Source organism: Roseateles sp. Mitsp63 (assembly GCF_059491535.1).
Genome location: NZ_CP168509.1, coordinates 2,290,251 through 2,313,708, shown reverse-complemented (window position 1 = coordinate 2,313,708; position 23,458 = coordinate 2,290,251). Strand labels below are relative to the sequence as shown.

At 70.2% G+C, this 23,458-nt stretch carries 15 protein-coding genes; 12 read left to right on the top strand and 3 right to left on the bottom strand.

From position 1 onward, the window contains the following. Window positions 1-30: 30 nt before the first annotated feature. The 12 genes from ACEN96_RS10220 (at window position 31) to ACEN96_RS10165 (ending at window position 21,152) form a co-directional block, all read left to right on the top strand. Window positions 31-1,293, top strand: coding sequence for an ROK family protein (locus ACEN96_RS10220; protein WP_495587909.1), 1,263 nt, complete (start codon window positions 31-33; stop codon window positions 1,291-1,293). Continuing rightward, window positions 1,290-2,774 (top strand): xylulokinase, encoded by a 1,485-nt coding sequence (xylB, locus tag ACEN96_RS10215; RefSeq protein WP_495587908.1) that lies wholly within the window; start codon window positions 1,290-1,292, stop codon window positions 2,772-2,774. Before ACEN96_RS10220 ends, xylB begins: the two co-directional genes overlap by 4 nt. A gap of 75 nt (window positions 2,775-2,849) precedes the next feature. Then, window positions 2,850-4,166, top strand: coding sequence for a xylose isomerase (xylA, locus tag ACEN96_RS10210; RefSeq protein ID WP_495587907.1), 1,317 nt, complete (start codon window positions 2,850-2,852; stop codon window positions 4,164-4,166). A gap of 155 nt (window positions 4,167-4,321) precedes the next feature. Then, window positions 4,322-7,351 (top strand): TonB-dependent receptor, encoded by a 3,030-nt coding sequence (locus ACEN96_RS10205; RefSeq protein WP_495587906.1) that lies wholly within the window; start codon window positions 4,322-4,324, stop codon window positions 7,349-7,351. A 65-nt stretch (window positions 7,352-7,416) separates the two neighbouring features. Beyond that, window positions 7,417-9,063 carry a DUF5597 domain-containing protein gene (locus tag ACEN96_RS10200; protein WP_495587905.1) on the top strand — a complete coding sequence of 549 codons (1,647 nt, stop codon included), beginning with the start codon at window positions 7,417-7,419 and terminating at the stop codon, window positions 9,061-9,063. A gap of 16 nt (window positions 9,064-9,079) precedes the next feature. Beyond that, window positions 9,080-11,359, top strand: a complete 2,280-nt coding sequence (locus tag ACEN96_RS10195; RefSeq protein WP_495587904.1) for a WD40/YVTN/BNR-like repeat-containing protein — start codon at window positions 9,080-9,082, stop codon at window positions 11,357-11,359. Continuing rightward, complete coding sequence (locus tag ACEN96_RS10190; protein ID WP_495587903.1) at window positions 11,356-13,815, top strand: glycoside hydrolase family 95 protein; 2,460 nt, start codon at window positions 11,356-11,358, stop codon at window positions 13,813-13,815. Before ACEN96_RS10195 ends, ACEN96_RS10190 begins: the two co-directional genes overlap by 4 nt. 47 nt (window positions 13,816-13,862) lie before the next feature. Next, window positions 13,863-15,200, top strand: coding sequence for a GDSL-type esterase/lipase family protein (locus ACEN96_RS10185; RefSeq protein ID WP_495587902.1), 1,338 nt, complete (start codon window positions 13,863-13,865; stop codon window positions 15,198-15,200). Window positions 15,201-15,254: 54 nt separating this feature from the next. Continuing rightward, a complete protein-coding gene (locus ACEN96_RS10180; protein WP_495587901.1) occupies window positions 15,255-16,664 on the top strand; it encodes a GH1 family beta-glucosidase in 1,410 nt (469 codons plus the stop codon). Window positions 16,665-16,672: 8 nt separating this feature from the next. Then, window positions 16,673-18,133, top strand: coding sequence for an MFS transporter (locus ACEN96_RS10175; protein WP_495587900.1), 1,461 nt, complete (start codon window positions 16,673-16,675; stop codon window positions 18,131-18,133). Window positions 18,134-18,235: 102 nt separating this feature from the next. Continuing rightward, complete coding sequence (locus ACEN96_RS10170; RefSeq protein WP_495587899.1) at window positions 18,236-19,618, top strand: glycoside hydrolase family 5 protein; 1,383 nt, start codon at window positions 18,236-18,238, stop codon at window positions 19,616-19,618. 118 nt (window positions 19,619-19,736) lie between these two features. Next, window positions 19,737-21,152, top strand: coding sequence for a M20/M25/M40 family metallo-hydrolase (locus tag ACEN96_RS10165; RefSeq protein WP_495587898.1), 1,416 nt, complete (start codon window positions 19,737-19,739; stop codon window positions 21,150-21,152). 24 nt (window positions 21,153-21,176) lie between these two features. On the opposite strand, the gene ACEN96_RS10160 is transcribed toward ACEN96_RS10165, so the two are convergent. The 3 genes from ACEN96_RS10160 to ACEN96_RS10150 all read right to left on the bottom strand — a co-directional run bounded on the left by ACEN96_RS10160 (window position 21,177) and on the right by ACEN96_RS10150 (window position 23,401). Next, entirely contained in the window at window positions 21,177-22,124 is a 948-nt protein-coding gene (locus ACEN96_RS10160) for a methyltransferase domain-containing protein (protein WP_495587897.1), read from the bottom strand. Between the two features lie 115 nt (window positions 22,125-22,239). Continuing rightward, window positions 22,240-23,004, bottom strand: a complete 765-nt coding sequence (locus ACEN96_RS10155) for a hypothetical protein (protein WP_495587896.1) — start codon at window positions 23,002-23,004, stop codon at window positions 22,240-22,242. 19 nt (window positions 23,005-23,023) lie between these two features. Next, window positions 23,024-23,401 (bottom strand): hypothetical protein, encoded by a 378-nt coding sequence (locus ACEN96_RS10150; protein WP_495587895.1) that lies wholly within the window; start codon window positions 23,399-23,401, stop codon window positions 23,024-23,026. Window positions 23,402-23,458 lie beyond the last annotated feature (57 nt).

The window sequence follows — 23,458 nt, the reverse complement described above, 5'->3', positions numbered from 1 at the left end:
ACACAACAAGACAAGCAGGAGACAACGCGCATGCAACCCGACGCCGGCGGTGGCCAGCAACTATTGAAGTCCATCAACCGGATGGCGTTGGTGCGTCACCTGTGCGCGCATCCCGGCCTGTCACGCGCCGATCTCGCGAACGATGTCGGCCTGACCAAGTCCACGATCACCAGCCTCGTTCGCGAACTCATCGCCGAAGGCTGGCTGATGGAGAGCAGCGTCGTCGCCACCGGCGATCTCGGCCGCCGCCCCACCCCTCTGTTCATCAGCCCGGACCGCCTCCTAATGCTGGGCGCCGAAGTCGGCATCGACGGCGTGCGTGTCGTCGCCACCTCGCTCACCGGCGAGGTCCGGGCCCGCGCGGTCTCAGGCTACGGCACCAGCCGCAGCGCCAAGGCCTGCATCGGCGTGCTCGCCACCGTGCTGCTGAAGGTGCGCGCCCAGCTCGACCCCTCGCAGCAGATCATCGGCATCGGCGTCGGCCTGCCCGGCGGCGTCGACGAGGAGCGCGGAGTGCTGAACTTCGCGCCCAACCTCGGCTGGCACGACCTCGCCGTGGGCCAGCTGCTCACCGAGAAGCTCGATGGCAGCCCGCTCTCCGGCATCCCCCTCTACCTGCAGAACGAGGCCGACGTCGCCGCGCTGGGCGAGATGGAATTCAACGCCGGCTCCCCCGCCGACCCGCTGCTCTACGTCTCGATCAACCAGGGCGTGGGCGCGGGCGTGATCGTCGGCGACCGGCTGCTGACCGGCGCGCGCGGCTTCGCCGGCGAGGTCGGCCACATGGTGCTGCAGATCGACGGCCCGCTGTGCTCCTGCGGCCGCCGCGGCTGCGCCGAGGCGCTGATCGGCATGCGCGCGATGCTGCGCCCCGACGAGGCCCTCGAGCTCGGCCCGCATTCGCTGCCCGACATCCGCGGCCGCCTCATCGACGGCGACCGCAAGACCGCCAAGGCGGTGGACTCCGCCGGCCGCTACCTCGGCGTGCTGCTGCAGAACCTGGCGACCGCCTACGACCCCGCCTGCATCGTGCTCGGCGGCAGCGTGGTCGAGCTGGGCGAGGCCTTCCTCGACCCCGCGCTGACGACGCTCAACGACTACGCCTCGGCCGCCGGCCTGGCGCCGACGCCGGTCCGCACCTCGCGCTTCGGCGCCGACGCGGTCGCCGCCGGTGCGGCCGCGCTGGCGCGCTACCGCGTCACCCGTCCGCAGCTGCCGCTGGCCAGCGGCGCGCGCGCCAACGCCGCCGCGCCCGCCGACTCCGAAGGCCAGGGCGAGGAGGCCTCGCTGTGAGCCAGACCGCCACCTTCCTGGGCATCGACCTGGGCACCTCCGAAGTCAAGCTGCTGCTGATCGACGCCACCGGCGCCGTGGTCGGCCGCGCGTCCTCGCCGCTGACCGTCTCGCGCCCTCAGCCGCTGTGGTCCGAGCAGGATCCGGCCGACTGGTCCACCGCCACGACGCGCGCCGTCGAGCAGCTGCGCACCGCCGCGCCCGAGGCCTTCTCCCGCCTGCGCGCCATCGGCCTGTCGGGCCAGATGCACGGCGCCGTGCTGCTGGACGCGCAGGACCGCGTGCTGCGCCCGGCCATCCTCTGGAACGACGGCCGCAGCCACGCCGAATGCGAGGCGCTCACCGCCGCCGCGCCGCGCCTGCACGAGATCGCCGGCAACCTCGCGATGCCCGGCTTCACCGCGCCCAAGCTGCTGTGGGTGCGCGCGCACGAGCCGGAGATCTTCGACCGCGTCCGCACCGTGCTGCTGCCCAAGGACTACCTGCGGCTGCTGCTCACCGGCGAGAAGGTCAGCGACCCGTCCGACGCCGCCGGCACGCTCTGGCTGGACGTGGCCCGCCGCGACTGGTCCGATGAGCTGCTCGCCGCCACCGGTCTGACGCGCGCCCACATGCCGCGCCTGGTCGAAAGCAACGCGCCCTCCGGCGTGCTGCGCGGCGAGCTGGCCGCCGCCTGGGGCCTGGCCGGCGACGTCGTCGTGGCCGGCGGCGCCGGCGACAACGCCGCGAGCGCCATCGGCATCGGCGCCACCGCGCCGGGCACCGGCTTCGTGTCCATGGGCACCTCGGGCGTGCTGTTCGTCGTCAACGACCGCTTCCGCCCCAACCCCGCCTCCGCGGTGCATGCCTTCTGCCATGCGCTGCCGCAGCGCTGGCACCAGATGAGCGTGATGCTCACCGCCGCGAGCGCGCTGCGCTGGTTCTGCCAGCTCAGCGGCACCACCGAGACCGCGCTGCTCGAGGAGATCGAGGCGCTGAGCCCGGCCGACCTCGCCGCCGCGCCGCTGTTCCTGCCCTACCTCGCCGGCGAGCGCACGCCCCACAACGACCCGTTCGCCACCGGCGCCTTCCACGGCCTGACGCACGAGACCCGCCGCGCGCACGCCGGCTACGCGGTGCTGGAAGGCGTCGCCTTCGGCATGGCCGACGGCCTGGCCGCGCTGCGCGCCGCGGGCACCGCGGTGGAGCGCCTGTCCATCGTCGGCGGCGGCGCGCGCAGCGGCTTCTGGGCCCAGCTGATGGCGGACGCGCTCGGCGTCGAGATCGTCCGCCACGCCGATGCCGACGCGGGCGGCGCGCTGGGCGCCGCGCGGCTGGGCCGCATGGCCGCCGGCGCGGGCGTCGACGAATCCTGCCCGCCGCCTCCGATCACCGACCGTTGCACGCCCGCGCCCGCGCGGCAGGACGTGCTCGCCCGACGGCTCGCCGTCTTCCGCGCCTTGTACGCGCCGCTGCGCGCGCTGCCGCCGATCCGGCCCTGAGCGCCCCCGCCCGCGCGTCCGGCCCCCACAGGCCTGACGCCGGCCCCTGCCACGTTTCGACATCGCAGTTCCGCCATGACCAGCTACTTCTCGCACATCGCTCCGATCCGCTACCAGGGCCCCGCCTCCGACGAGGCGCTCGCCTTCCGCCACTACGACAAGGACCGCATCCTCCTGGGCAAGACCATGGCCGAGCACCTGCGCTTCGCGGTCTGCTACTGGCACACCTTCTGCTGGACCGGCCTGGACCCGTTCGGCGGCGGCACCTTCGAGCGCCCCTGGTTCCAGGGCGGCTCGCCGATGGAGCTGGCGCGCCAGAAGGCCGATGCCGCCTTCGAATTCTTCGAGAAGCTGGGCGCGCCCTACTACTGCTTCCATGACCGCGACGTCGCCCCCGAGGGCGCCACGCCCAAGGAAAGCCACGAGAACCTGCTGCGCCTGGTCGACGTGCTGGGCGAGCACCAGCAGCGCACCGGCATGAAGCTGCTGTGGGGCACCGCCAACCTGTTCAGCCACCGCCGCTTCATGTCCGGCGCGGCCACCAACCCGGACCCCGAGATCTTCGGCCTGGCCGCGCTGCAGGTGCGCGACGCGATGGACGCCACCATGCGCCTGGGCGGCGAGAACTACGTGCTGTGGGGCGGCCGCGAGGGCTACGAGACCCTGCTCAACACCGACATGGGCCGCGAGTTCGACCAGATGGGCCGCTTCCTCAACATGGTCGTCGAGTACAAGCACCGCAAGGGCTTCAAGGGCACCATCCTGCTCGAGCCCAAGCCGCGCGAGCCCTCCAAGCACCAGTACGACTTCGACACCGCCACCGTCTACGGCTTCCTGACGCGCTACGGCCTGGAGAAGGAAGTCAAGGTCAACATCGAGGCCAACCACGCCACGCTGTCGGGCCACAGCTTCGAGCACGAGATCGCCACCGCCGCGGCGCTGGGCATCCTGGGCAGCATCGACATGAACCGCGGCGACGCGCAGCTGGGCTGGGACACCGACCAGTTCCCGCACAACGTGCCGGAACTGGCCGTCGCGGTCTATCACATCCTGCAGGCCGGCGGCCTGGGCAGCGGCGGCTTCAACTTCGACGCCAAGGTGCGCCGCCAGTCCATCGACGCCGAGGACCTCTTCCACGGCCACGTCGGCGGCATGGACGTGTGCGCCCGCGCGCTGCTGATGGCCGAGCAGATGATCACCGACGGCCGCCTGGCGCGCCACGTCGCCGACCGCTATGCCGGCTGGGACGCCGCGCCCGCGCGCGACGTGCTCGAAGGCCGCGTCGCGCTGGACCAGCTCGCCGACCGCGTGCTGGCCCGCAACACCGATGTGGCGCCGCGCTCCGGCCGGCAGGAATACCTCGAGAACCTCGTCAACCGCTTCAACGCCTGAAGCCCCCAAGCCCGGCGGACCGCGTCGTCCAGCGGCCCGCCGATCCCTGTCCCATCCCTCTTTCCGCAGTACCGATCCCCGAGCCAGAACAGTACGCCTCCCCGCCAGAGGTCACGCCGTCAGAGCGGACCCGCACCTAACAGACTGGAGACATCATGAGCACTTGCCAGCGGACCGCCGTGTCCCTCGCAGCCGCGCAGGCGGCCGTCCTCCTTGGCGGCATGGCCGCCGGTATCGCCTTCGCCCAGGCGGTCCCCGCGCCCAAGCCCGAGCCCAAGCCGGAACCCACCACGCAGATCGAGACCGTCGTCGTCTCGGGCAAGCGCGCCGCGCTCAGCTCGGCGCAAAAGATCAAGCAGAACTCGGACGAGATCGTCGACTCCATCGTCGCCGACGACATCGGGAAACTGCCCGACCGCTCGGTCACCGAGGTGCTGCAGCGCATCGTCGGCGTCACCATGGACCGCACCATGGCCAAGGGCGACCCCGAGCACTTCTCGGTCGAAGGCTCCGGCATCTCCGTCCGCGGCCTGACCTATGTCCGTTCCGAGATGAACGGCCGCGACTCGTTCTCCGCCAACGGCGGCCGCTCGCTCAACTTCGAGGATGTCCCGCCCGAACTGATGGCCGCGGTCGACGTCTACAAGAACCCCTCGGCCGAGCAGATCGAAGGCGCCATCGGCGGGCTGGTCAACCTCCGCACCGCCCTGCCCTTCGATTTCGACGGCCTCAAGACAGCGTTGTCAGCACAGACCACCTACTCGGACCTGAAGGAGAAGTCCTCGCCCAGCCTGTCCGGCATGGTCAGCAACCGCTGGAAGACCGACCTGGGCGAATTCGGCGCGCTGGTCAACATCGCCAGCTCGCGCAGCGGCACGCGCACCGATGCCTTCCAGGTCGAGCCCTACTACCCGCGCACCGACGCGGTGGCCGGCCAGCCCGCCGGCACCACGCTGTGGGTGCCCAAGGGCTCGCAGTGGCGCACGCTGGAGTTCGACCGCAAGCGCCAGGGCCTGTATGGCGCGCTGCAATGGAAGAAGGACGACGTCGACTCCAACATCACCTACTTCCGCAGCAAGTACCGGATGCAGTGGGACGAGCGCGCCATCTTCGCGCAGTCGGATCCCTACAAGCTGCAGGTCGCCAACGGCGAGTTCGGCAAGAACGGCCAGTTGCTCTACGGCACGCTGAGCAACAACGATGGCTCGGGCATCAACTTCGGCGCCGACACCCGCAGCGCCTTCCGCAATTCCGAGACCCAGGACCTGGCCTGGAAGCTGAACTGGCGCGCCAACGACCAGTGGTCCTTCTCGTCGGACCTGCAGTACATCCGCGCGACCACCGACAGCTTCGACTCCACCGTCGCCACGGGCGTGCAGATGCCCGAGGAGACCATCGACCTGCGCAGCGGCCGGCCGCAACTGATCTTCAGCGACGCGCAGCGCGCGGCGCTGGCCGATCCGGCCAACTACTACTGGGCCTTCACGATGGAGCACCAGGACAAGTCCAAGGCCACCGAGAAGGCCTGGAAGGGCGACGCCCGCTACAAGTTCAAGGAAGGCTTCCTCCAGGACCTGCGCTTCGGCGTGCGCTTCACCGAGCGTGACGCGGTCACCACCAACACGGTGCCGGGCTACAACTGGTCCGCGATCACCCAGCCGTGGCAGGGGGACATCAACCACCTGGCCTTCCTGAACGATCCGCGCTTCAGCGCCAACACCTACCTCCACAGCTTCAACAACTTCTTCAGCGGCAAGGCCTCGGTGCCGTCGCTGATCTTCCCGACGGTGGCGACCACCTCCGGCTATCCGGACAGCTACGCGGCGCTGCACAAGTACCACGACATCCTGTGCGCAGAGAAGAACGGCGGCGACGCCTCGTCCTGCGGCACCTGGACGCCGGCCTCCTTCGGCACCGACCCGTCCGGCACCAACAAGCAGCGCGAGCGCACGCAGGCCGCCTTCGCGCAGCTGCGCTTCGGCATGGACGACTGGAAGTACCCGGTGGACGGCAACATCGGCCTGCGCGTGGTGCGCACCGAGTCGCGCGCCGAGGGCTACACCGTGTTCACCAGCAAGGACGTGCCCACCGGCGCGACCGGCGTGCCGGTGCCGGTGATCCCGAACTTCTCGGAAGCCGGCACCTTCAACAACAGCTACACCGACGCGCTGCCCAGCCTGAACCTGCGGATGAAGGCGAGCGAGAAGCTGCAGTTCCGCTTCGCGCTGGGCAAGGGCATTTCGCGCCCCGACTTCACCCAGCTGCAGGCCTACACGACGATGTCGCAGGACTTCACCTCGACGACGACGAATGGCCAGACGGTGGTGAGCAACGTGACGCAGACCGGCACGGCCTCGGGCAACCCGATGCTCAAGCCGATCAAGTCCACGCAGGGTGACGTCACGGCCGAGTGGTACTTCAGCCGCACCGGCTCGCTGACCTTCGCGGCCTTCCACAAGCGCCTGAGCGACATCATCATCAACCAGACCTACCTGAAGCAGATCCCCGACGCGACGGGGCAGCTGCAGGACTTCACCGTCACCGGCCCGATCAACGGCGCCCGCGGCCGCGCCACGGGCTTCGAGCTCGCGTTCCAGACCTACTTCGACAATCTGCCGGGCTGGCTGGCGGGCTTCGGCATCCAGGCCAACTACACCTACGTCGACAGCAAGACCAAGCTGTACAACCCGGTGAACAGCCCCTACTGCTCGGGCGGCAACACGGCGGCCAACCTCAACCTCAACCTGAACGGCTGCGACACGGACGGACGCACCTTCGGCAACCTGCCGCTGCAGAACCTGTCGAAGAACGCATACAACCTGGCGCTGCTGTATGACCGCGGCGACATCTCGGCGCGGCTGGCCTACAGCTGGCGCTCGAAGTACCTGCAGGCGGTCAACGTCAACGGCACGCAGGGCGGCGACGGCACGGACACCAATCCGGCCAGCGTTCCGGCGAACCAGCGCAACGTCGCCTGGGGCCTGCCGGTATGGGCCGACTCGTACGGACAGCTGGATGCGGGCGTGTACTACAAGTTCAACGACCACGTGACCTTCGGTCTGGAGGGCCAGAACCTGACCAACGCGACCTACAAGCAGCTGATGCAGCAGCACATCGGCACGATGGGCCGCGCCTGGTTCGACACCGGCCGCCGCTACACGCTCACGGCCCGCATGAGCTTCTGAGGTCCTGGATGACGCCACGTCCCCGCTCTCCCGTCCGGTCGCGGCTCCATGCCGCGATCGCGTCGATGACCGCCATCGCCGCGCTGTCGACGTCGCTGTCGGCCTCGCTGGCCGGCGCCGCGGCGGCGGCCGAGCCGCCGCGCCTGGTCGAGCGCGACGGCCGTCACGCGCTGCTCGTCGATGGCAAGCCGTATCTCGTGCTGGGCGCGCAGGTGCACAACTCGAGCAACTCGGTGGATGCCCTCAAGCAGGTGTGGCCGGCCGTCGCCGACGCGAAGGCCAACACCGTCGTCGTGCCCGCGGCGTGGGAGCAGATCGAGCCGGCCGAAGGCCGCTTCGATTTCAGCTTCATCGACACGCTGCTGGCCCAGGCGAGGGAGCGCGGCGTGCGCGTCGTCCTGTTGTGGTTCGCGACCTGGAAGAACACCAGCCCGCAGTACGCGCCCGCCTGGGTCAAGCTGGACAACGCGCGCTTCCCGCGCATGCTCGATGAACAGGGCAAGCCCAGCTACTGCCTGTCGCCGTTCGGCGCCGACACGCTGGCGGCGGACAAGCGCGCGTTCACCGCGCTGATGAGCCACCTGAAGCAGGTCGACGAGGCCCGTACGGTGATCATGGTCCAGGTGCAGAACGAGGTCGGCACCTACGGCCTGGCGCGCGACCACGGCGCGGCCGCGAACCGCGCCTTCGCCGCGGCCGTGCCGGCCGAGGTGCTGCGGCTCCAGAAGCCGCCGGCCGGCGCGGGGCGCAAGGCGGCGGGCACCTGGACCGAGGTCTATGGCGACTACGCCGAGCAGTACTTCCACAGCTGGGCGATCGCGCGCTACATCGGCGAGATCGCGGCGGCGGGCCGCCAGGCCTACGACCTGCCGATGTTCGTCAACAACGCGCTGCGCGACCCGCTCGCGCCGTTGGCGCCGTGGAAATCGGACTTCGCCAGCGGCGGCCCGACCCACGACGTGATCGGCATCTACAAGGCCGCGGCACCGAAGATCGACATCGTCGGCCCCGACATCTACCTGCCGGAGTCGGCCAAGGTCGAGGCGGTGCTGGCCCAGTTCCAGCGCCGCGACAACGCGCTGTGGGTGCCGGAGATCGGCAACGCCGAGACCTACGCCCGCTACCACTACGCCATCCTCGGCCGCGGCGCGATCGGGGTGGCGCCCTTCGGCGTCGACTACGCCGACTACAGCAACTACCCGCTGGGATCGCCGCACACCGACGCGCGCATGACGGCGCCGATCACCGCGGTCTACGGCAGCTTCGCGCCGATGGCCTCGCAGTGGGCGCAATGGGCGCTGGAGGGCCGCACGCACGGCGCCGCCGAGGGCGACGACCGCCAGCCCCAGACCCTGGCGCTCAAGGGCTGGACCGCCAAGGTCAGCTTCGGCGAGTGGCAGTTCGGCGAGCGCAGCTGGCCGCAGCTGAAGAACGACGCGCCGCCCATGGCCGCGAAGCCGGGCGGCGGCGTCGCCATCGCGCAGATCGGCGATGACGAGTTCATCGTCACCGGCCAGCGCGCCCGCGTGCGCTTCGACGCCGACGCCTCGTTCAAGGGCCTGGGCACGATGCTGATCCACGCGCAGGAAGGCCGCTTCGGCGCCGACGGCCGCTGGACCACGCTGCGCAATTGGAATGGCGATCAGGTCGACTGGGGCCTCAACCTGCCGGCGACGCCCACGGTGCTGCGCGTCAAACTCGGCCGCTACTGATCCTCGGGAACCGCGCATGCAACGCCGCCGCTTCATCGCCCGCTCCGCCGGCCTCGCCGCCCTGAGCGGCGCCCTGCCCGCCGTGCCCGCGCTGCCGGGCGCGCTCGCCGCGACCGTGGCGGCCGGCACCGGCGCCGTGCCCTACGACTGGCGCAGCGTGCCCTTCGGCGGCGGCGGCTTCGTCGACGGCTTCGTCTTCCATCCGCGCGAGGCCGGGCTGCTCTACTGCCGCACCGACATCGGCGGCGCCTACCGCTTCGATCCGAAGGCGCGGCGCTGGTGGCCGCTGCTGGACCATCTCGACAAGGCCGATGCCGATCTGATGGGCGTGCTGAGTGTCGCGGTCGATCCGAACGATGCCGACCGCGTCTACCTGGCCTGCGGCCTCTACCTGTCCAAGGAGATGCGCGATGGCGCGCTGCTGGCCTCGAGCGACCGCGGCCGCAGCTGGAGCAAACACGAACTGGGCCTGAAGATCGGCGGCAACTCGCCCGGCCGCGGCAGCGGCGAGCGGCTGCAGGTGGACCCGTGGGCCGGCGAGGTGCTCTACCTGGGCAGCTCGCAGGACGGCCTGCTCAAGAGCACCGACCGCGGCCGCAGCTTCCAGCCGCTGGCCTTCCCGGCCAGGCATGTGTCGCTGGTGCTCGTCGATCCGGCAAGCGGCGCGGCCGGCAAGGCGGCCTCGCGGATCTACGCCGGCAGCCACGATCAGCCGGGGCTGTACGTCTCCGAGGACGGCGGCCGCAGCTTCGCGCGCGAGCCCGGCACGCCCGCGATGGCGCCGCAGCGCGCGGCCATCGGGCCCGATGGCGTGCTCTACGTCAGCTTCGCCGGCAGCGACGCGCCGCAGGCGGTCAACCCGAGCTACGCCTCGCGCGGCGGCGTGTGGAAGCGCGAGCCGCGCGGCGGCAAGGCCGTCTGGACCGAGATCACGCCGGTGAAACCCGGCCAGGGCGTGAACGGCTTCGGCTACTCCGGCCTGGACGTCGACCGGCGCCGGCCCGGCCGGCTGATCGTCTCGACGATCGAGCGCTGGCGCGATGGCGACGACCTGTTCCTCAGCGAGGACGCCGGCGCGACCTGGACGGCGATCGGCGCGCGCTCCAGGCACGACGTCGCGTCGCGTCCCTGGCTCGCCAACTACACGCGCGCGACGCGCCGGCCCGATCCGATGGGCCACTGGATCGCCGACGTGAAGCTCGATCCGCACGACGGCGGCCGCGCGGTCTACGGCACCGGCTACGGCGTGTGGATGACCGACACGCTGGCCGCGGCGACGAGCGCGCCGGCCGGCACCGTCGCCTGGCGCTTCGAGGTCGAGAACCTCGAGGAGACCGCGACGCTGGAGATCAAGAGCCCGTCCGGCGGCGCGACGCTGCTGGCGGCCATGGGCGACGTGTCCGGCGCCGCGTGGGACGACCTGGCGAAGAACCCGTCGGCCGGCCTCTTCTCGCCGAGCAACGAGACCAACCGCTCCATCGACGCGGCGGAGCTGGAGCCGCGCGTGCTGGCGCGCACCTCCGATCACGTGCCCACCGGCGGCTACGTGTCGGTCGATGGCGGCGTGAACTGGCGCGCCTTCGGCCCCTCGCCGCGGGACGCGAAGAACGCGCAAGGCCATCGCGCGCCGACCGGCCTGGTGGCCGTCAGCGCCAAGGGCGGCTTCCTGCTGTGGGCCCCGGAGCGCCAGCCCGCGATGTGGTCCAGGGACAAGGGCCGCAGCTGGGTCCGCTGCGAAGGCTGGCCCGAGGATCGCGACCCGCTGCTGGCCCCCATCGCGGACCGCGCGATCGAGGGCGTGTTCTACGTGCTCGACCGCGCCCAGGGCCGCGTGCTGACGAGCGTCGATGGCGGCCAGCGTTTCCAGCCGGCCGTCGAAGGGCTGCCGCGCGTCGGAGACTGGCAGTACGCGCAGCTGCTGTGCGCGCCGGGACGCGGCCGCGACCTGTGGGTCGCGCTGCCCAACGGCCTCTTCCACCTGCCGGCCGTGGACCAGCCGATGCAGCCGGCCAAGCCGGTCGCCGAGGCCTGGATGATCGCGCTGGGCAAGGCCGCCGCGGGCGCCTCGTACCACGCGATCTACGTCTGGGGCCGCGTGTCGGTGGGCGGCGCCTCGCCGGCCGAGGGCTTCTTCCGCAGCGACGACGCGGGCCAGAGCTTCGTGCGCATCGGCGACGACCTGCATCGCTACGGCCGGCTGCTGGCGATGGCCGCCGATCCGCTCGAGCACGGCACGGTGTTCCTCGCGCCGCATGGGCGCGGCGTGGTGGTCGGCAAGCCGAGGACCGCCACATGACCGGACCGCGCGTCATCGGCCGGATCGCCCAGCCGCTCGCGCGGCTGGTGGCCGTGGCCGCGATGGCCATGGCCGCGCTCGCGCCGATGGCGCCGATGGCGGCGATGGCGTCGGAGCTGCGCCTGTTCGAGCGCGCGCCCGCGCCCGATACGCCGGAAGGCTGGGAGCGCCGCGCGCTGCCCATCGGCAACGGGCGGCTCGGCGCGATGCTGTTCGGCGGGCTCGCGCGCGACCGCGTCCAATTCAACGAGAACACGCTGTGGACCGGCGACAGCCGCACGATGGGCGCCTATCAGCCCTTCGGCGACCTGGTGCTGACGCTGCCGGGACATGACGCCGGGTCCGAGCTCGAGGCCGGCGCCTATCGGCGCGAGCTCGACATCGGCGACGCGGTCCATCGCGTCAGCTACACGCGCGGCGGCGTCCGCTTCACGCGCGAGGCCCTCGCGAGTCATCCGGCGCAAGCCATCGTGCTGCGCTTGAGCGCGGACCGGCCCGGGCAGTACAGCGGCGCGCTCGCGCTGAGCGACCGCCACGGCGCGCGCGTCAGCGCCGAGGCCGAGGCCGGCGCGCGCCTGACGTCGGCCGGCGCGCTTCCGAACGGCATGCGCTACGCGGCGCAGGCGCGCGTGATCGCGGAAGGCGGCTCGGTGCGCGCCGAAGGCGATCACCTCGTCTTCGACGGCTGTGACGCGCTGACCGTGGTGCTCGGCGCCGGCACCAGCTACCTGCCCGACGCGGCCAAGGCCTTCGACAGCGGGATCGATCCGCTGCCGCGCGTCGCCGCGCAGGTGGAGGCGGCGGCTGCGCAGCCCTGGACCACGCTGCGCGCGCAGCACCTCGCCGACCATCAAGGCTTCTTCGCGCGGCTGGCGCTGGACCTGGGCCGCAGCGGCGACGATCGCCGCGCGCTGCCCACCGGCGAGCGCCTGCGCCGCTACACCGCCGAGGGCGGCGATCCCGAGCTGGAGGCGCTGCACGCGCAGTACGGCCGCTACCTGCTGATCGCCAGCTCGCGCGACTCGCTGCCGGCCAACCTGCAGGGCCTGTGGAACGACAGCCTCACGCCGCCGTGGAGCTCGGACTACCACACCAACATCAACGTCCAGATGAACTACTGGCCGGCGGAAACGGCCAACCTGGCGGAGATGGCGCGGCCCTTCCTCGGCTTCGTCCAGAGCCAGATCCCGATGTACCGCCGCGTGGTCGCGGAGACCGCCCAGCGAGCGCTGGCCACGGCCGCCTCGGGCGCGGCGAGCGGCGCGGCGTCGAGCGAGCCCATCCCCATCGGCGCGAATGCCGGCGAGGCCCGGCCGCCCGAGGAACGCTTCCTGACCGCGCAAGGCCGCCCGGTGCGCGGCTGGACCGTGCGCACCGAGTCGAATCCCTTCGGCGGCATGGGCTACCTCTGGAACAAGACCGGCAACGCCTGGTACCTGCAGCACTTCTGGGAGCACTACGCCTTCGGCGGTGACGCGCGCACCCTGCGCGAGGTCACGCTGCCGCTGATGAAGGAGGTCGTTGCCTTCTGGGAGGACCAGCTCAAGCCGCTGCCCGGCGGCCGGCTGGTCGCGCCCCTGGGCTGGTCGCCGGAGCACGGCCCGGTCGAGGACGGCGTCAGCTACGACCAGCAGATCCTGTGGGACCTGTTCAACAACGCGGTCGCGGCGGCCGATGCGGTGGGCAACGAACGCGCGTGGCGCGATCACGTCGCCGCGCTGCGCGACCGGCTCGCCGGTCCGAAGATCGGCAGCTGGGGCCAGTTGCTCGAATGGCTGGACGAGAAACGCGATCCGGTGCTCGATACGCCGGGCGACACGCACCGCCACGTGTCCCATCTGTTCGCGCTGTTCCCGGGGCGGCAGATCTCGCCGGTGCGCACGCCCGCGCTGGCGGCGGCGGCGCGCCGCACGCTCGAGGCCCGGGGCGATGCCGGCACCGGCTGGTCGATGGCCTGGAAGATGGCGTTCTGGGCGCGGCTGGGCGACGGCGACCATGCCTATCGCATGCTGCGCGGCCTGCTGGCCACGCCCGGCGCGCGCGCCGCCGAGCAGGCGGGCCCGGGCACCGAGTCCAACAACGCCGGCGGCACCTATCCCAACCTGCTCGACGCGCATCCGCCGTTCCAGATCGACGGCAACTTCGGCTACACGGCCGCGGTCATCGAGATGCTGCTGCAGTCCCATGCCGGCGAGCTCCAGCTGCTGCCCGCCCTGCCCGCCGCCTGGCGCGAGGGCCACGCCAGCGGCCTGCGCGCGCGCGGCGGCATCGAGGTCGATCTCGCCTGGTCCGCCGGCCGCCTGACCGCGGTCACGCTGCGCGCGCCGGCGGCATCGGCGGACGGTTTCAATGGCACGCGGCGCGTCACCGTGCGCGCCGGCGCGCACCGCGCGACGCTTCAGCTCAAGCCCGGAGAGACGCGCCGCCTCGACGCCCGGCTCCGGCGGGTCCGATGATTCCGGCGCCCCATCGTTCCGACTCCCTTGCCCCCGACACCATGAAGTTGAGCCCCCTCCTCCTGTCCGCGTCCACCGCCGCCCTGTCCTGCGTGGCCAGCGGCGCGCGAGCCGCCGATGCGCCACCGGCCGCGCCCGCCGACGAGTTGCGCGTCTTCGCCGGCCAGCCGATGACGGGCTACCAGCTGACGATCGGCGACTTCGAGCGCAGCGCGCCGCTGACCGGCGACCGCGCCGACGCGCCGCCGGCGCCCAAACCCCAGGCCGCGACCACCCGGATCTCCGCCCGGCGCAGCGGCAAGGAGGGCGCGCGCGACGCGGTCACGATGACCTGGCAGGACACCTGGTACGCGAGCCTGCGCGTGACCGGCGGCGCGCCCGTCGACCTGCGCCCCTACCTCGCGCACGGCACGCTGGAGTTCGACATCGACGTCAAGGACCTGAGCCAGGGCGGGCTCTCGTTCAAGCTGTCCTGCGGCGACGGGTGCGAGCGCAAGCTCAACTACCTGATGCCGGGCCGCGCGCTCGAGGGCAAGGGATGGCAGCGGCTGTCGTTCTCGCTGTCGTGCTTCCATCGCGATGGCGACGACTTCAGCCGCGTCACGCTGCCGTTCTCGGTCGAGACCGGTGGACGCGGCGAACTGTCGATCGCCAACGTGCGCGTGGTGCGGCGCGGGCAGGCCAACGCGGTCTGCGCGGACTACCGCACCGAGCCGGTCACGCCCTCGCCGCTGCTGCAGTCCTGGTCGCTGGACTGGTGGATGCCGCGCCACGAGCAGAAGCTGGCGGAGATCCGCGCGATGCGCGCGGCGGGCCGGAACCCGGAGGTCGTCTTCATCGGCGACTCCATCACCCAGGGCTGGGAAGACGCCGGCAAGGCGGTCTGGGCCGAGCACTTCGCGCGCTACGACGCGCTGGCGCTGGGCTTCGGCGGCGACCACACCGAGAACGTGCTGTGGCGCCTGCAGCATGGGGAGATCGACGGCATCGCGCCCAAGGTCACCGTGCTGATGATCGGCACCAACAACACCGGCGACCGGCAGGACGCGCCTGCCGCGACCGCCGCCGGCATCCGCCGCCTGATCGACGAGATCCGCATGCGGCAGCCCGCCAGCAAGATCCTGCTGCTGGCGATCTTCCCGCGCGATCCCCGGCCCGACGGCCGGGGCCGCGTCCTCAACAACGAGATCAATGCGCTGATCCGCGGCTTCGCCGACGGGCAGGCCGTGCACTTCCTGGACATCGGCGCGTCGCTGACGAACCCCGACGGCACGCTCTCGCCCGAGGTCATGCCCGACTGGCTGCACCCGAACGAGCGTGGCTACCGCCTCTGGGCGGAAGCGATGCACCCGGCGCTCACGCGCCTCCTGGACGAATCCCGCTGAGCAGCCCGCCCCGACGCGCCGCCCCCCATCCACCCTGACATCACGAGCAGTCCCTTGAGTTCCACCACCGCCTCCTCCCTGCCCTCGCTGACGACCCTCACGCCGCTGCCGGCGTTCGGTTACGCCACGCCCTTCCCCGACACCTTCGTGTTCGGGGTGTCCGCCTCCGCGCCGCAGATCGAGGGCGCCGCCTTCGAGGGCGGCAAGGGCGAGTCCAACTGGGACCGCTTCTGCCGCCAGCCCGGCGCGGTGCACGACGGCGACACCCTGGACGTGGCCGTCGACCACTACCACCGCTTCGACGAGGACTTCGCGCTGATGGCCTCGCTGGGCCTGAAGGACTACCGGATGTCGATCGCCTGGCCGCGCATCATTCCGGACGGCACCGGCGCGGTGAACGAGGAAGGCATCGCCTTCTACCGCCGGCTCTTCGCCAGCCTGCGCAAGCACGGCATCACGCCATGGGTGACGCTGTTCCACTGGGACCTGCCGATGGCGCTGGAGGAGCGCGGCGGCTGGACCTCGCGCGAGACGGTCGACGCGTTCGCGCGTTACGCCGAGGTGGTCGTGAAGGCCTTCGCCGATGACGTGAAGCACTGGATCACGCTCAACGAGATCCGCTGCTTCACGATGCTGGCCTACGGCTTCGGCACCAAGGCGCCCGGCCGCCGCGAGCCGGAGGCGGTCGTCAACCAGACCTACCACCACGCGATCGTCGCCCACGGCCATGCGGTGCGCGCGGTGCGCCTGCACGGCGGACCGGCAGCGAAGGTCGGCCTGACCGACAACTGCGACGTCAGCGTGCCGGTCAGCGAAAGCCCCGAGGACATCGCCGCCGCGACCGCCTGGTTCCGCGACCGCAATGCCCACATCCTGGGCGCGATCCACGCGGGCCACTATCCCGAGTCCTACCTGAAGCGCGTCGGCGACGCCGCGCCGGCCGTGCTGCCCGGCGACTTCGACCTGATCAGCCAGCCGACCGATTTCCTCGGGCTGAACATCTACACCGGGCACTACGTGCGCGCCGCGGGCAACGACGCCGGCTATGAGCAGCTGGCGCTGCCGAAGAACTATCCGCGCGCCGATCCGCCGTGGCTGCACCTGGTGCCGCAGTCGATGTACTGGGCGCCGCGGATGGTGGCCGAGCTCTACGGCCACCGCTCGATCTACATCACCGAGAACGGCTGCGGCTACGACGACGAGCCGGTCAGCGGCGGCGAGTGCCACGACCTGCACCGGCGCGACTTCCTGCGCGGCCACCTGCGCGAGCTGCATCGCGCCATCGGCGACGGCGTGCCGGTGGACGGCTACTTCCTGTGGTCCTTCATCGACAACTTCGAATGGGAGGACGGCTACCAGCGGCGCTTCGGCATCGTGCATTGCGACTACGGCACGCAGGTCCGCACGCCCAAGCTGTCGGCGCGCTACTACGCGCGGATCGTCCAGGAACGCCGCATCCTCTGAGGCCCGCCATGAGCGCCACCAGCCTGACCTCCTCCGACTCCGGCGCCGCGCCGGCGCCGCACGTGATCCGTCCCGCCGACCGCGTGCCGATGCCGCAGAAGGTCGGCTACGGGCTCGGCTCGATGATCGACCTGTGGGGCCACTGGCTCTACGCGTCGCTCGCCTTCCACGTCTTCAACGTGTTCCTGGGCGTCGCGCCGGGGCTGATCTCGACGGCGCAGATGATCAAGATCTTCGTCGACGCCGCGTCCGACGCGATCTTCGGCTGGATCTCCGACAACACGCGCACGCGCTACGGTCGGCGCCGGCCCTTCATCCTGGTGGGCGGGATCCTGGCGGGCATCGGGCTGCCGCTGATGTTCGCCGTCGGCCGCGGGTGGACGGACATGCAGTACTTCGTGTTCATGGTCATCTCCACGGTCATCTACGTGCCGGTGATGAGCTGCTTCAACATGCCGTGGCTGAGCCTGGGCTCGGAGATGACGCCGGACTATCACGAGCGCACCAACGTGATGTCCATCAAGAACGCGATCCAGAAGGCGCCGGAGCTGGCGATGTTCTTCGCCGCGCAGTTCACGACGCTGGCGTGGTTCCATGGGGCGGACGGCAAGCCCGACATCCTGCGCGGCGCGCAGACCTACTGCGCGCTGCTGGGCGCGGTGATGGTGGCCGTGTCCATCGTGATGTTCATGACGGTGCGCGAGCGCTACTACGAGAAGCTGGTCGCGCATTCGCAGTCCCACATCCCCTTCGCCGACACGCTGTGGCGCACGCTGCGCTGCCGGCCGTTCCGGCACATCCTGGGGATGATGCTGGCCTACGGCATCGGCACGGCGATGGTGTCGGCGCTGGGCTACTACGCCACCGTCTACTACGTGTGCAAGGGCGACATCGCGCTGGCCACCAAGTGGAACACCGCGATGGGCGTGGCCGGCATGGTGTTCGGCTTCATCGGCATCCCGTTCTTCAACTACGTCGCGCGGCGGCATGGCAAGCGCGCGGCGCTGGCGCTGGTGCTGTCGCTGGCGATCTGCGCCTTCATCGGCGACTGGTGGCTCTACGACCCGGAGCGTCCGGCGCTGCAGCTGCTGGCCTGCGGCTTCGTGGCCTTCACCGGCGCGGGCTTCTGGACGCTGTATGGCTCGACGGTGGCCGACGTCATCGACTACGACGAACTGCAGACCGGCCAGCGCCGCGAGGGCTCGTTCGCGGCCTGCCAGTCGTGGATCTCCAAGGTCGGCATCGCGCTGGGCGTCGGCGCGTCGGGCTGGATCCTGCAGTTCACCGGGTTCGATTCGAAGCTGCCGGTGCAGAGCGACCACGCCATCTTCATGATCCGCATCCTGCTGTCCGGCATTCCGGTGCTGGGGCTGCTGCTGGCGCTGATCTCGGTGTCGCGCTTCGAGCTCACCGAGCGCGGCATGGCCGAGATCCGCGAGCGCCTGGAGGCGCAACGCGGCACCGTCTGAAGGCGCGCCGGCCGCGCTGCCGTCCATCGAGTTTTCCAGGGTCCTCACCGGACCATGCGCGCGACGGCGCGCATGCCCACCACAACTCACGGAGACAAGACGATGAAGGCAAGAACCCTGGCCGCGCTGCTGATGGCGGCGACCGGCCTGACGAGCGGTCTGGAGGCGGGCGCGCAGAGCTGCTCGCCGACGGCGATCAATCCTTACGTCAAGGTCGGCGGCGGCGCCTGGAGCAACACCTCGTCGGCGACGGTGGCCGCGGGCGGCACGCTGACGCTCGGACCGCAGCCCACCAGCGGCGGGTCCTGGGCCTGGTCGGGCTGCGGCGCGTCGGCGAGCACGCGCGAGTTGGGGCTGACCGCCAAGGCGAGCTGCACGGCGGTGGCCACGTACACCAACAGCTGCGGCGCGAAGTCGACGCGGGACTTCGCGATCACCGTGCCCGGCATGCGGGACCTGACCAGCCTGCAGCTGTCCCAGCTGATGGGCGCGGGCTGGAACCTGGGCAACTCGCTGGAGGCCATCGGAGGAGAGACCGCGTGGGGCAATCCGGCGGTGACGCAATCGATGTTCAACGCGGTGAAGGCGGCGGGCTTCAAGACGGTGCGCATCCCGGTGTCCTGGAAGCAGTACGCCGATGCGAGCGACAACATCAGCGCGACCTGGATGGCGCGGGTGAAGCAGGTGGTGGACTACGCGCACAACGCCGGCCTGTACACGATGATCAACATCCACTGGGATGGCGGCTGGATGCAGCCGACCTATGCGCAGCAGTCGGCGGTGAACGCGCGCATCACCAAGTTCTGGACGCAGATCGCCAACGCCTTCAAGGGCTATGACGACACGCTGCTGTTCGCCGGCACCAACGAGGTGATGGTGGATGGTGATTACGGCACGCCGACGGTCGAGTACTACACGGTGCAGAACAGCTTCAACCAGACCTTCGTGAACGCGGTGCGCGCGACCGGGGGCGGAAATCTGGCGCGGCACCTGGTGGTCCAGGGCTTCAACACCAACATCGATCACGCGGTGAACTTCGCGACGATGCCGACGGATTCGGCGAGCCGGCGGCTGATGATGGAGGTGCACTTCTACGACCCGTACAACTTCACGCTGAACGAGAACAGCAGCATCTGGCAATGGGGCGCGGGGGCGACGAGCGCGGCCAACACGGAGACCTGGGCGAACGAGGCCTACATCGACGGGCAGTTCCAGAAGATGAAGACGCGCTTCGTGGACCAGGGCATTCCCGTGATCCTGGGTGAGTTCGGCGCGATCCGGCGGACGGAGTTCCCGGGCGCGGAGACGTACCGGACGGCGTGGGACCGGTATGTGGCGCGCTCGGCGTGGACGCATGGCGCGGTGCCGGTGTACTGGGACGCGGGCGGGGCGTCGAGCAACCACAGCATGGGGCTGTTCGACCGCAACAGCGGCGCGACGGTGTATCCGGGGATCGTGAGCGCGATCGTCGATTCGGCGAAGTGATCGCCTGGCCAGGATCGTCATCAGGGTTTGCCGGTAGCGCTGCTCCGGCGCATTCGTAGGAGCATCCCTCGGCGCCGCGCTGGGCCAGCGCAGGCGCCACACCCCAAGGGAGGCCTCCATGACCCGTGCCTGGTCGACGCTCGCCGTCGCGCTGACGATCCTGGTTCCCCATGCCGCGGCGCTCGCCGCGGATGCCACGCCGCCGCGCGAGTTGCGCCGCTTCCACGACATCTTCAAGGAGCTGGTCGAGACCAACACGACGCAGTCCGCGGGCAGTTGCACCGTGGCGGCGGAGGCGATGGCCAGGCGCTTGCGGCAGGCGGGGTACGCCGAGGGCGACATGCGGCTCGTGGTGCCGCCGGACGGACCCGCCAAGGGCAACCTGGTGCTGCGGCTCAAGGGCAGTGGCGAGAAGCGGCCGCTGCTGCTGGTGGCGCATCTGGACGTCGTGGAGGCCAAGCGGGAGGACTGGGTCCGCGACCCGTTCAAGCTGGTCGAGGAGAACGGCGTGTACTACGGGCGCGGCACGCTGGACGACAAGTCGCATGCGGCCTCGCATGTGAGCAACATGATCCGCTACAAGGAGGAGAAGCTCCTTCCGAAGCGGGACATCATCCTGGCCCTCACCTGCGACGAGGAGATCGTCCCCTCGAAGTGGGATGGCGTGGACTACCTGCTCAAGCATCACCGGCCGCTGATCGACGCGGAGCTGGCGCTGAACGAAGGCGGCGGCGGCGTGCTCGACAAGCAGGACCGGCCGGTGTCGTACAGCCTGCAGATCGGCGAGAAGGTCTTCGTCACCTATGAGCTCGAGGTGACGAATCCGGGCGGTCACAGCGCGCGGCCGGTGCGGGACAACGCGATCTATCACCTGGCGGAGGGGCTGGCGCGGCTGGCGAAGTTCGACTTCCCGATCCAGTTCAACGACACGACGCGCGCGTATTTCGAGCGGGTGGCGGCGCTGGAGGGCAACAAGGACGAGGCGGCGGACCTTCGCGCGCTGCTGGCCAGGCCGACGGACACGGCGGCGCTGGAGCGGTTGTGGGCGAAGTCGCCGCTGTACAACTCGAGCGTGCGGACGACCTGCGTGGCGACGATGGTCGAGGCCGGGCATGCGACGAACGCGTTGCCGCAGCGGGCGCGCGCGACGGTGAACTGCCGCATCCTGCCGGGGCAGCCGGCGGAGGAGGTGCGCAAGACGCTGGTGAGCGTGCTGGCCGACGACAAGATCGCGGTCAAGGCGAGCAACGAGGCGGTGGCGTCACCGCAGCCGCCGATGGCGCCGGCGGTGATCGAGGCGGTGGAAGGGACCGCCGCGGAGTTCTGGCCCGGCGTGCCGGTGATCCCGACGATGCTGGTGGCGACGACGGATGGCCGGTTCCTCAACAACGCCGGGATCTGGACCTATGGGGTCGGGGCGTTCACGGGGACGGAACCCAGCGGCGTGCATGGGCTCAACGAGCACGTGCGGGTGAAGTCGCTGGAGGAATTCCAGGAATTCCTGTATCGGCTGGGGAAGAGGTTGGCGATGTGAGGCCGGTTCAATCCCGCGCCGCGGTCACTCGGCGTTGACGAGTTCAACGGCTCCCGCACCGACACCTTGACGCGCGCCGGTCGCCGGGTGGCCGACAGGGGCCGCGCCTGCTTGGCGAACCGCCATCTTGCATACGTACAGCGACGACATCGTCGCCAGTTGCTCCGGCGTCATCGCCGCATAGTGCGGCTGAAGCGCCAGCGACTGTGCCAATGCGCGCGTCGGCTCATGCACCTGCGCGTCGTCGATCAGAACTTCGAATCCAGCGGCGGCGAAGACGGCTGCGTACTCGTGATGTCGCAGGCGGTTCTCGCCCTCGCGGGTCAGCCGATTGATCCACGCGTGCTTGTGCTCCGGCCAGGTCAGGAAGTTGATCTTGCTGATCGACTTGTCCGAATGCTCAAGGTGATCCGAGTGGTCCACCAGATGGACCATTCGCGCGCGCGGCGACAGCTTCGGACGCAGGGCCGCGAACAGCTGGATCAGGTCCTCGGGGGGAATGTGCTCGAGCACCGTGCGCGAGGTCACGATATCGATGGATCCATCAGGGATGGCATTGACGTCGAACGGTGCCAGGTAGCTGACCGGAACGTCACGGCGGGATTGGATCTCGCGCAGGCGCGGTTCATCCGGCAGCTCGCGGCGCAGGAAGTCAATGGTCGCGGCGAAGCTCACGTCGTCCAGATGGACATTGAGATCCGACATGTAGACATGTTTCGCTCCCGCGAGGCACTGCATGACGGGAATCGTCGGAAACCAGCCGGTTCCGATCTCAAGCACCGTGGCGCCCGCCACCGACCCGCCAGCCCGTTCGAGCCCGTCGCGCATCTGGCGCCAGCAGGCCAGCGTCTCTCTGAGGTTGCCCAGATTCGGCTGGTACCCGAAGACCTTGCGCTTGATCCGGCGCAATCCATATCCAAACGGGAGACGCGCCAGAACGGCCTGCCGCGCCACTTTCAACCGCCAGTCCATCACGGTTCTCCCTACGCTGTCCTTGTCTGATGGGCGCGAATTGTCTCTGCTTCGTTAACGGACCAGTCCACTGGATCGCGTGGGTGCGGATCGAGAGATGCGGCTTCCAGCACACTCAAAGGCAGGTCGACGGCTCCGTGGCATCAAAACGCCCTCGAAGACTGACTCGCAACGGCACCTCGTACTTGCGCTGGACCAGCTCCGCGCGGAAGGACTTCCGCGGGTGGATCACCAGCACCTCGTCAACGATGGCCAGGCGATCCACCAAAGCGGGTGCATCGTCATGAAACCGCACTTCCGCAACTTCGACTTCCAACACCTTCGAAGTCCCGATCTCCTCCACTCGCACGAACACCTGGCTTGGAGACGGAGGGACGAGCACGGTCTGCTCGACGGCGACTCGATACTTCTTCGTCTGCTTGGTCCGCAAGGTCACGCGCAGCGCGTCACCCTTGGCGACGACGTCCCGCTGCAGCGAAGGCAACTGATCCGCCCCGGCCTGCGCCAGCGCCGCGATGGCATCGAATGTCGCGCCACAGACCGCCTGGAGCTGCTCCTGGGCACTGCGTTCGTTGAACCCGCGGTCCAGGCCGCACAGCACGAATCTGTGCCAAGGCTCGACCGCATGGTCCGTGAAGCTCAAGGCGCCCTCCTCCAAGGAAGGCGTGAAGCAGACATACAGGTGATCCGCGCTGCCGATCGAGACCCCGAGCTCTTCGCATTTCCGGGCAACGCGCTGCCCGAGCGCCACGGCCTCCTTCGGAAGCTTGAACAGCTCGGACGCGTAGCGCGGCATCGGCGCCCCCGCAGGCGGGACCTCGGCGCTCTCGAAGTACCGGATGTCTCGCAGCGGCTTGGGCTGCCTGGATCGCTCGTTCACTGTGGCGGCGGCTTGCTGCTCAGAACTCCCGATACTCCCCGCCCGGCTCCCCGTCATACGCCTCCGGATCCACCCCGCAGGCCTGGGCCGCGGCGATGAACAGCGGCACCAGCAGCTCCCGCTCATCGGTCTCGAGCAGGCCATGCTCCGCGTCGGCGTTGATCCGATCGAGCGCTTCGTAGAGCTGCTTCATCTCCGTCAGCACCTGCTCGTCGGTCGAGGGATCCGGCAGCGCCTTCAGCCGCTCGAAGAAGGCGCGGATCTGCGCATCGACCGCGCCGGTCGCCTCTTCGGTGTGGGCTTCGAGGCCCGCCTCGCGGCAGCCATTCCAGAACTCCGCGATCTCGGGCGCCGCCTCGGCGTAGATCGCGTCCAGTTGCTTGTTGCGTTCGCTCATGGTCGTTTCCTCCAGGGCAGCGATTTCAACACCGTTCCGTGACACCGTGTCTCGCGC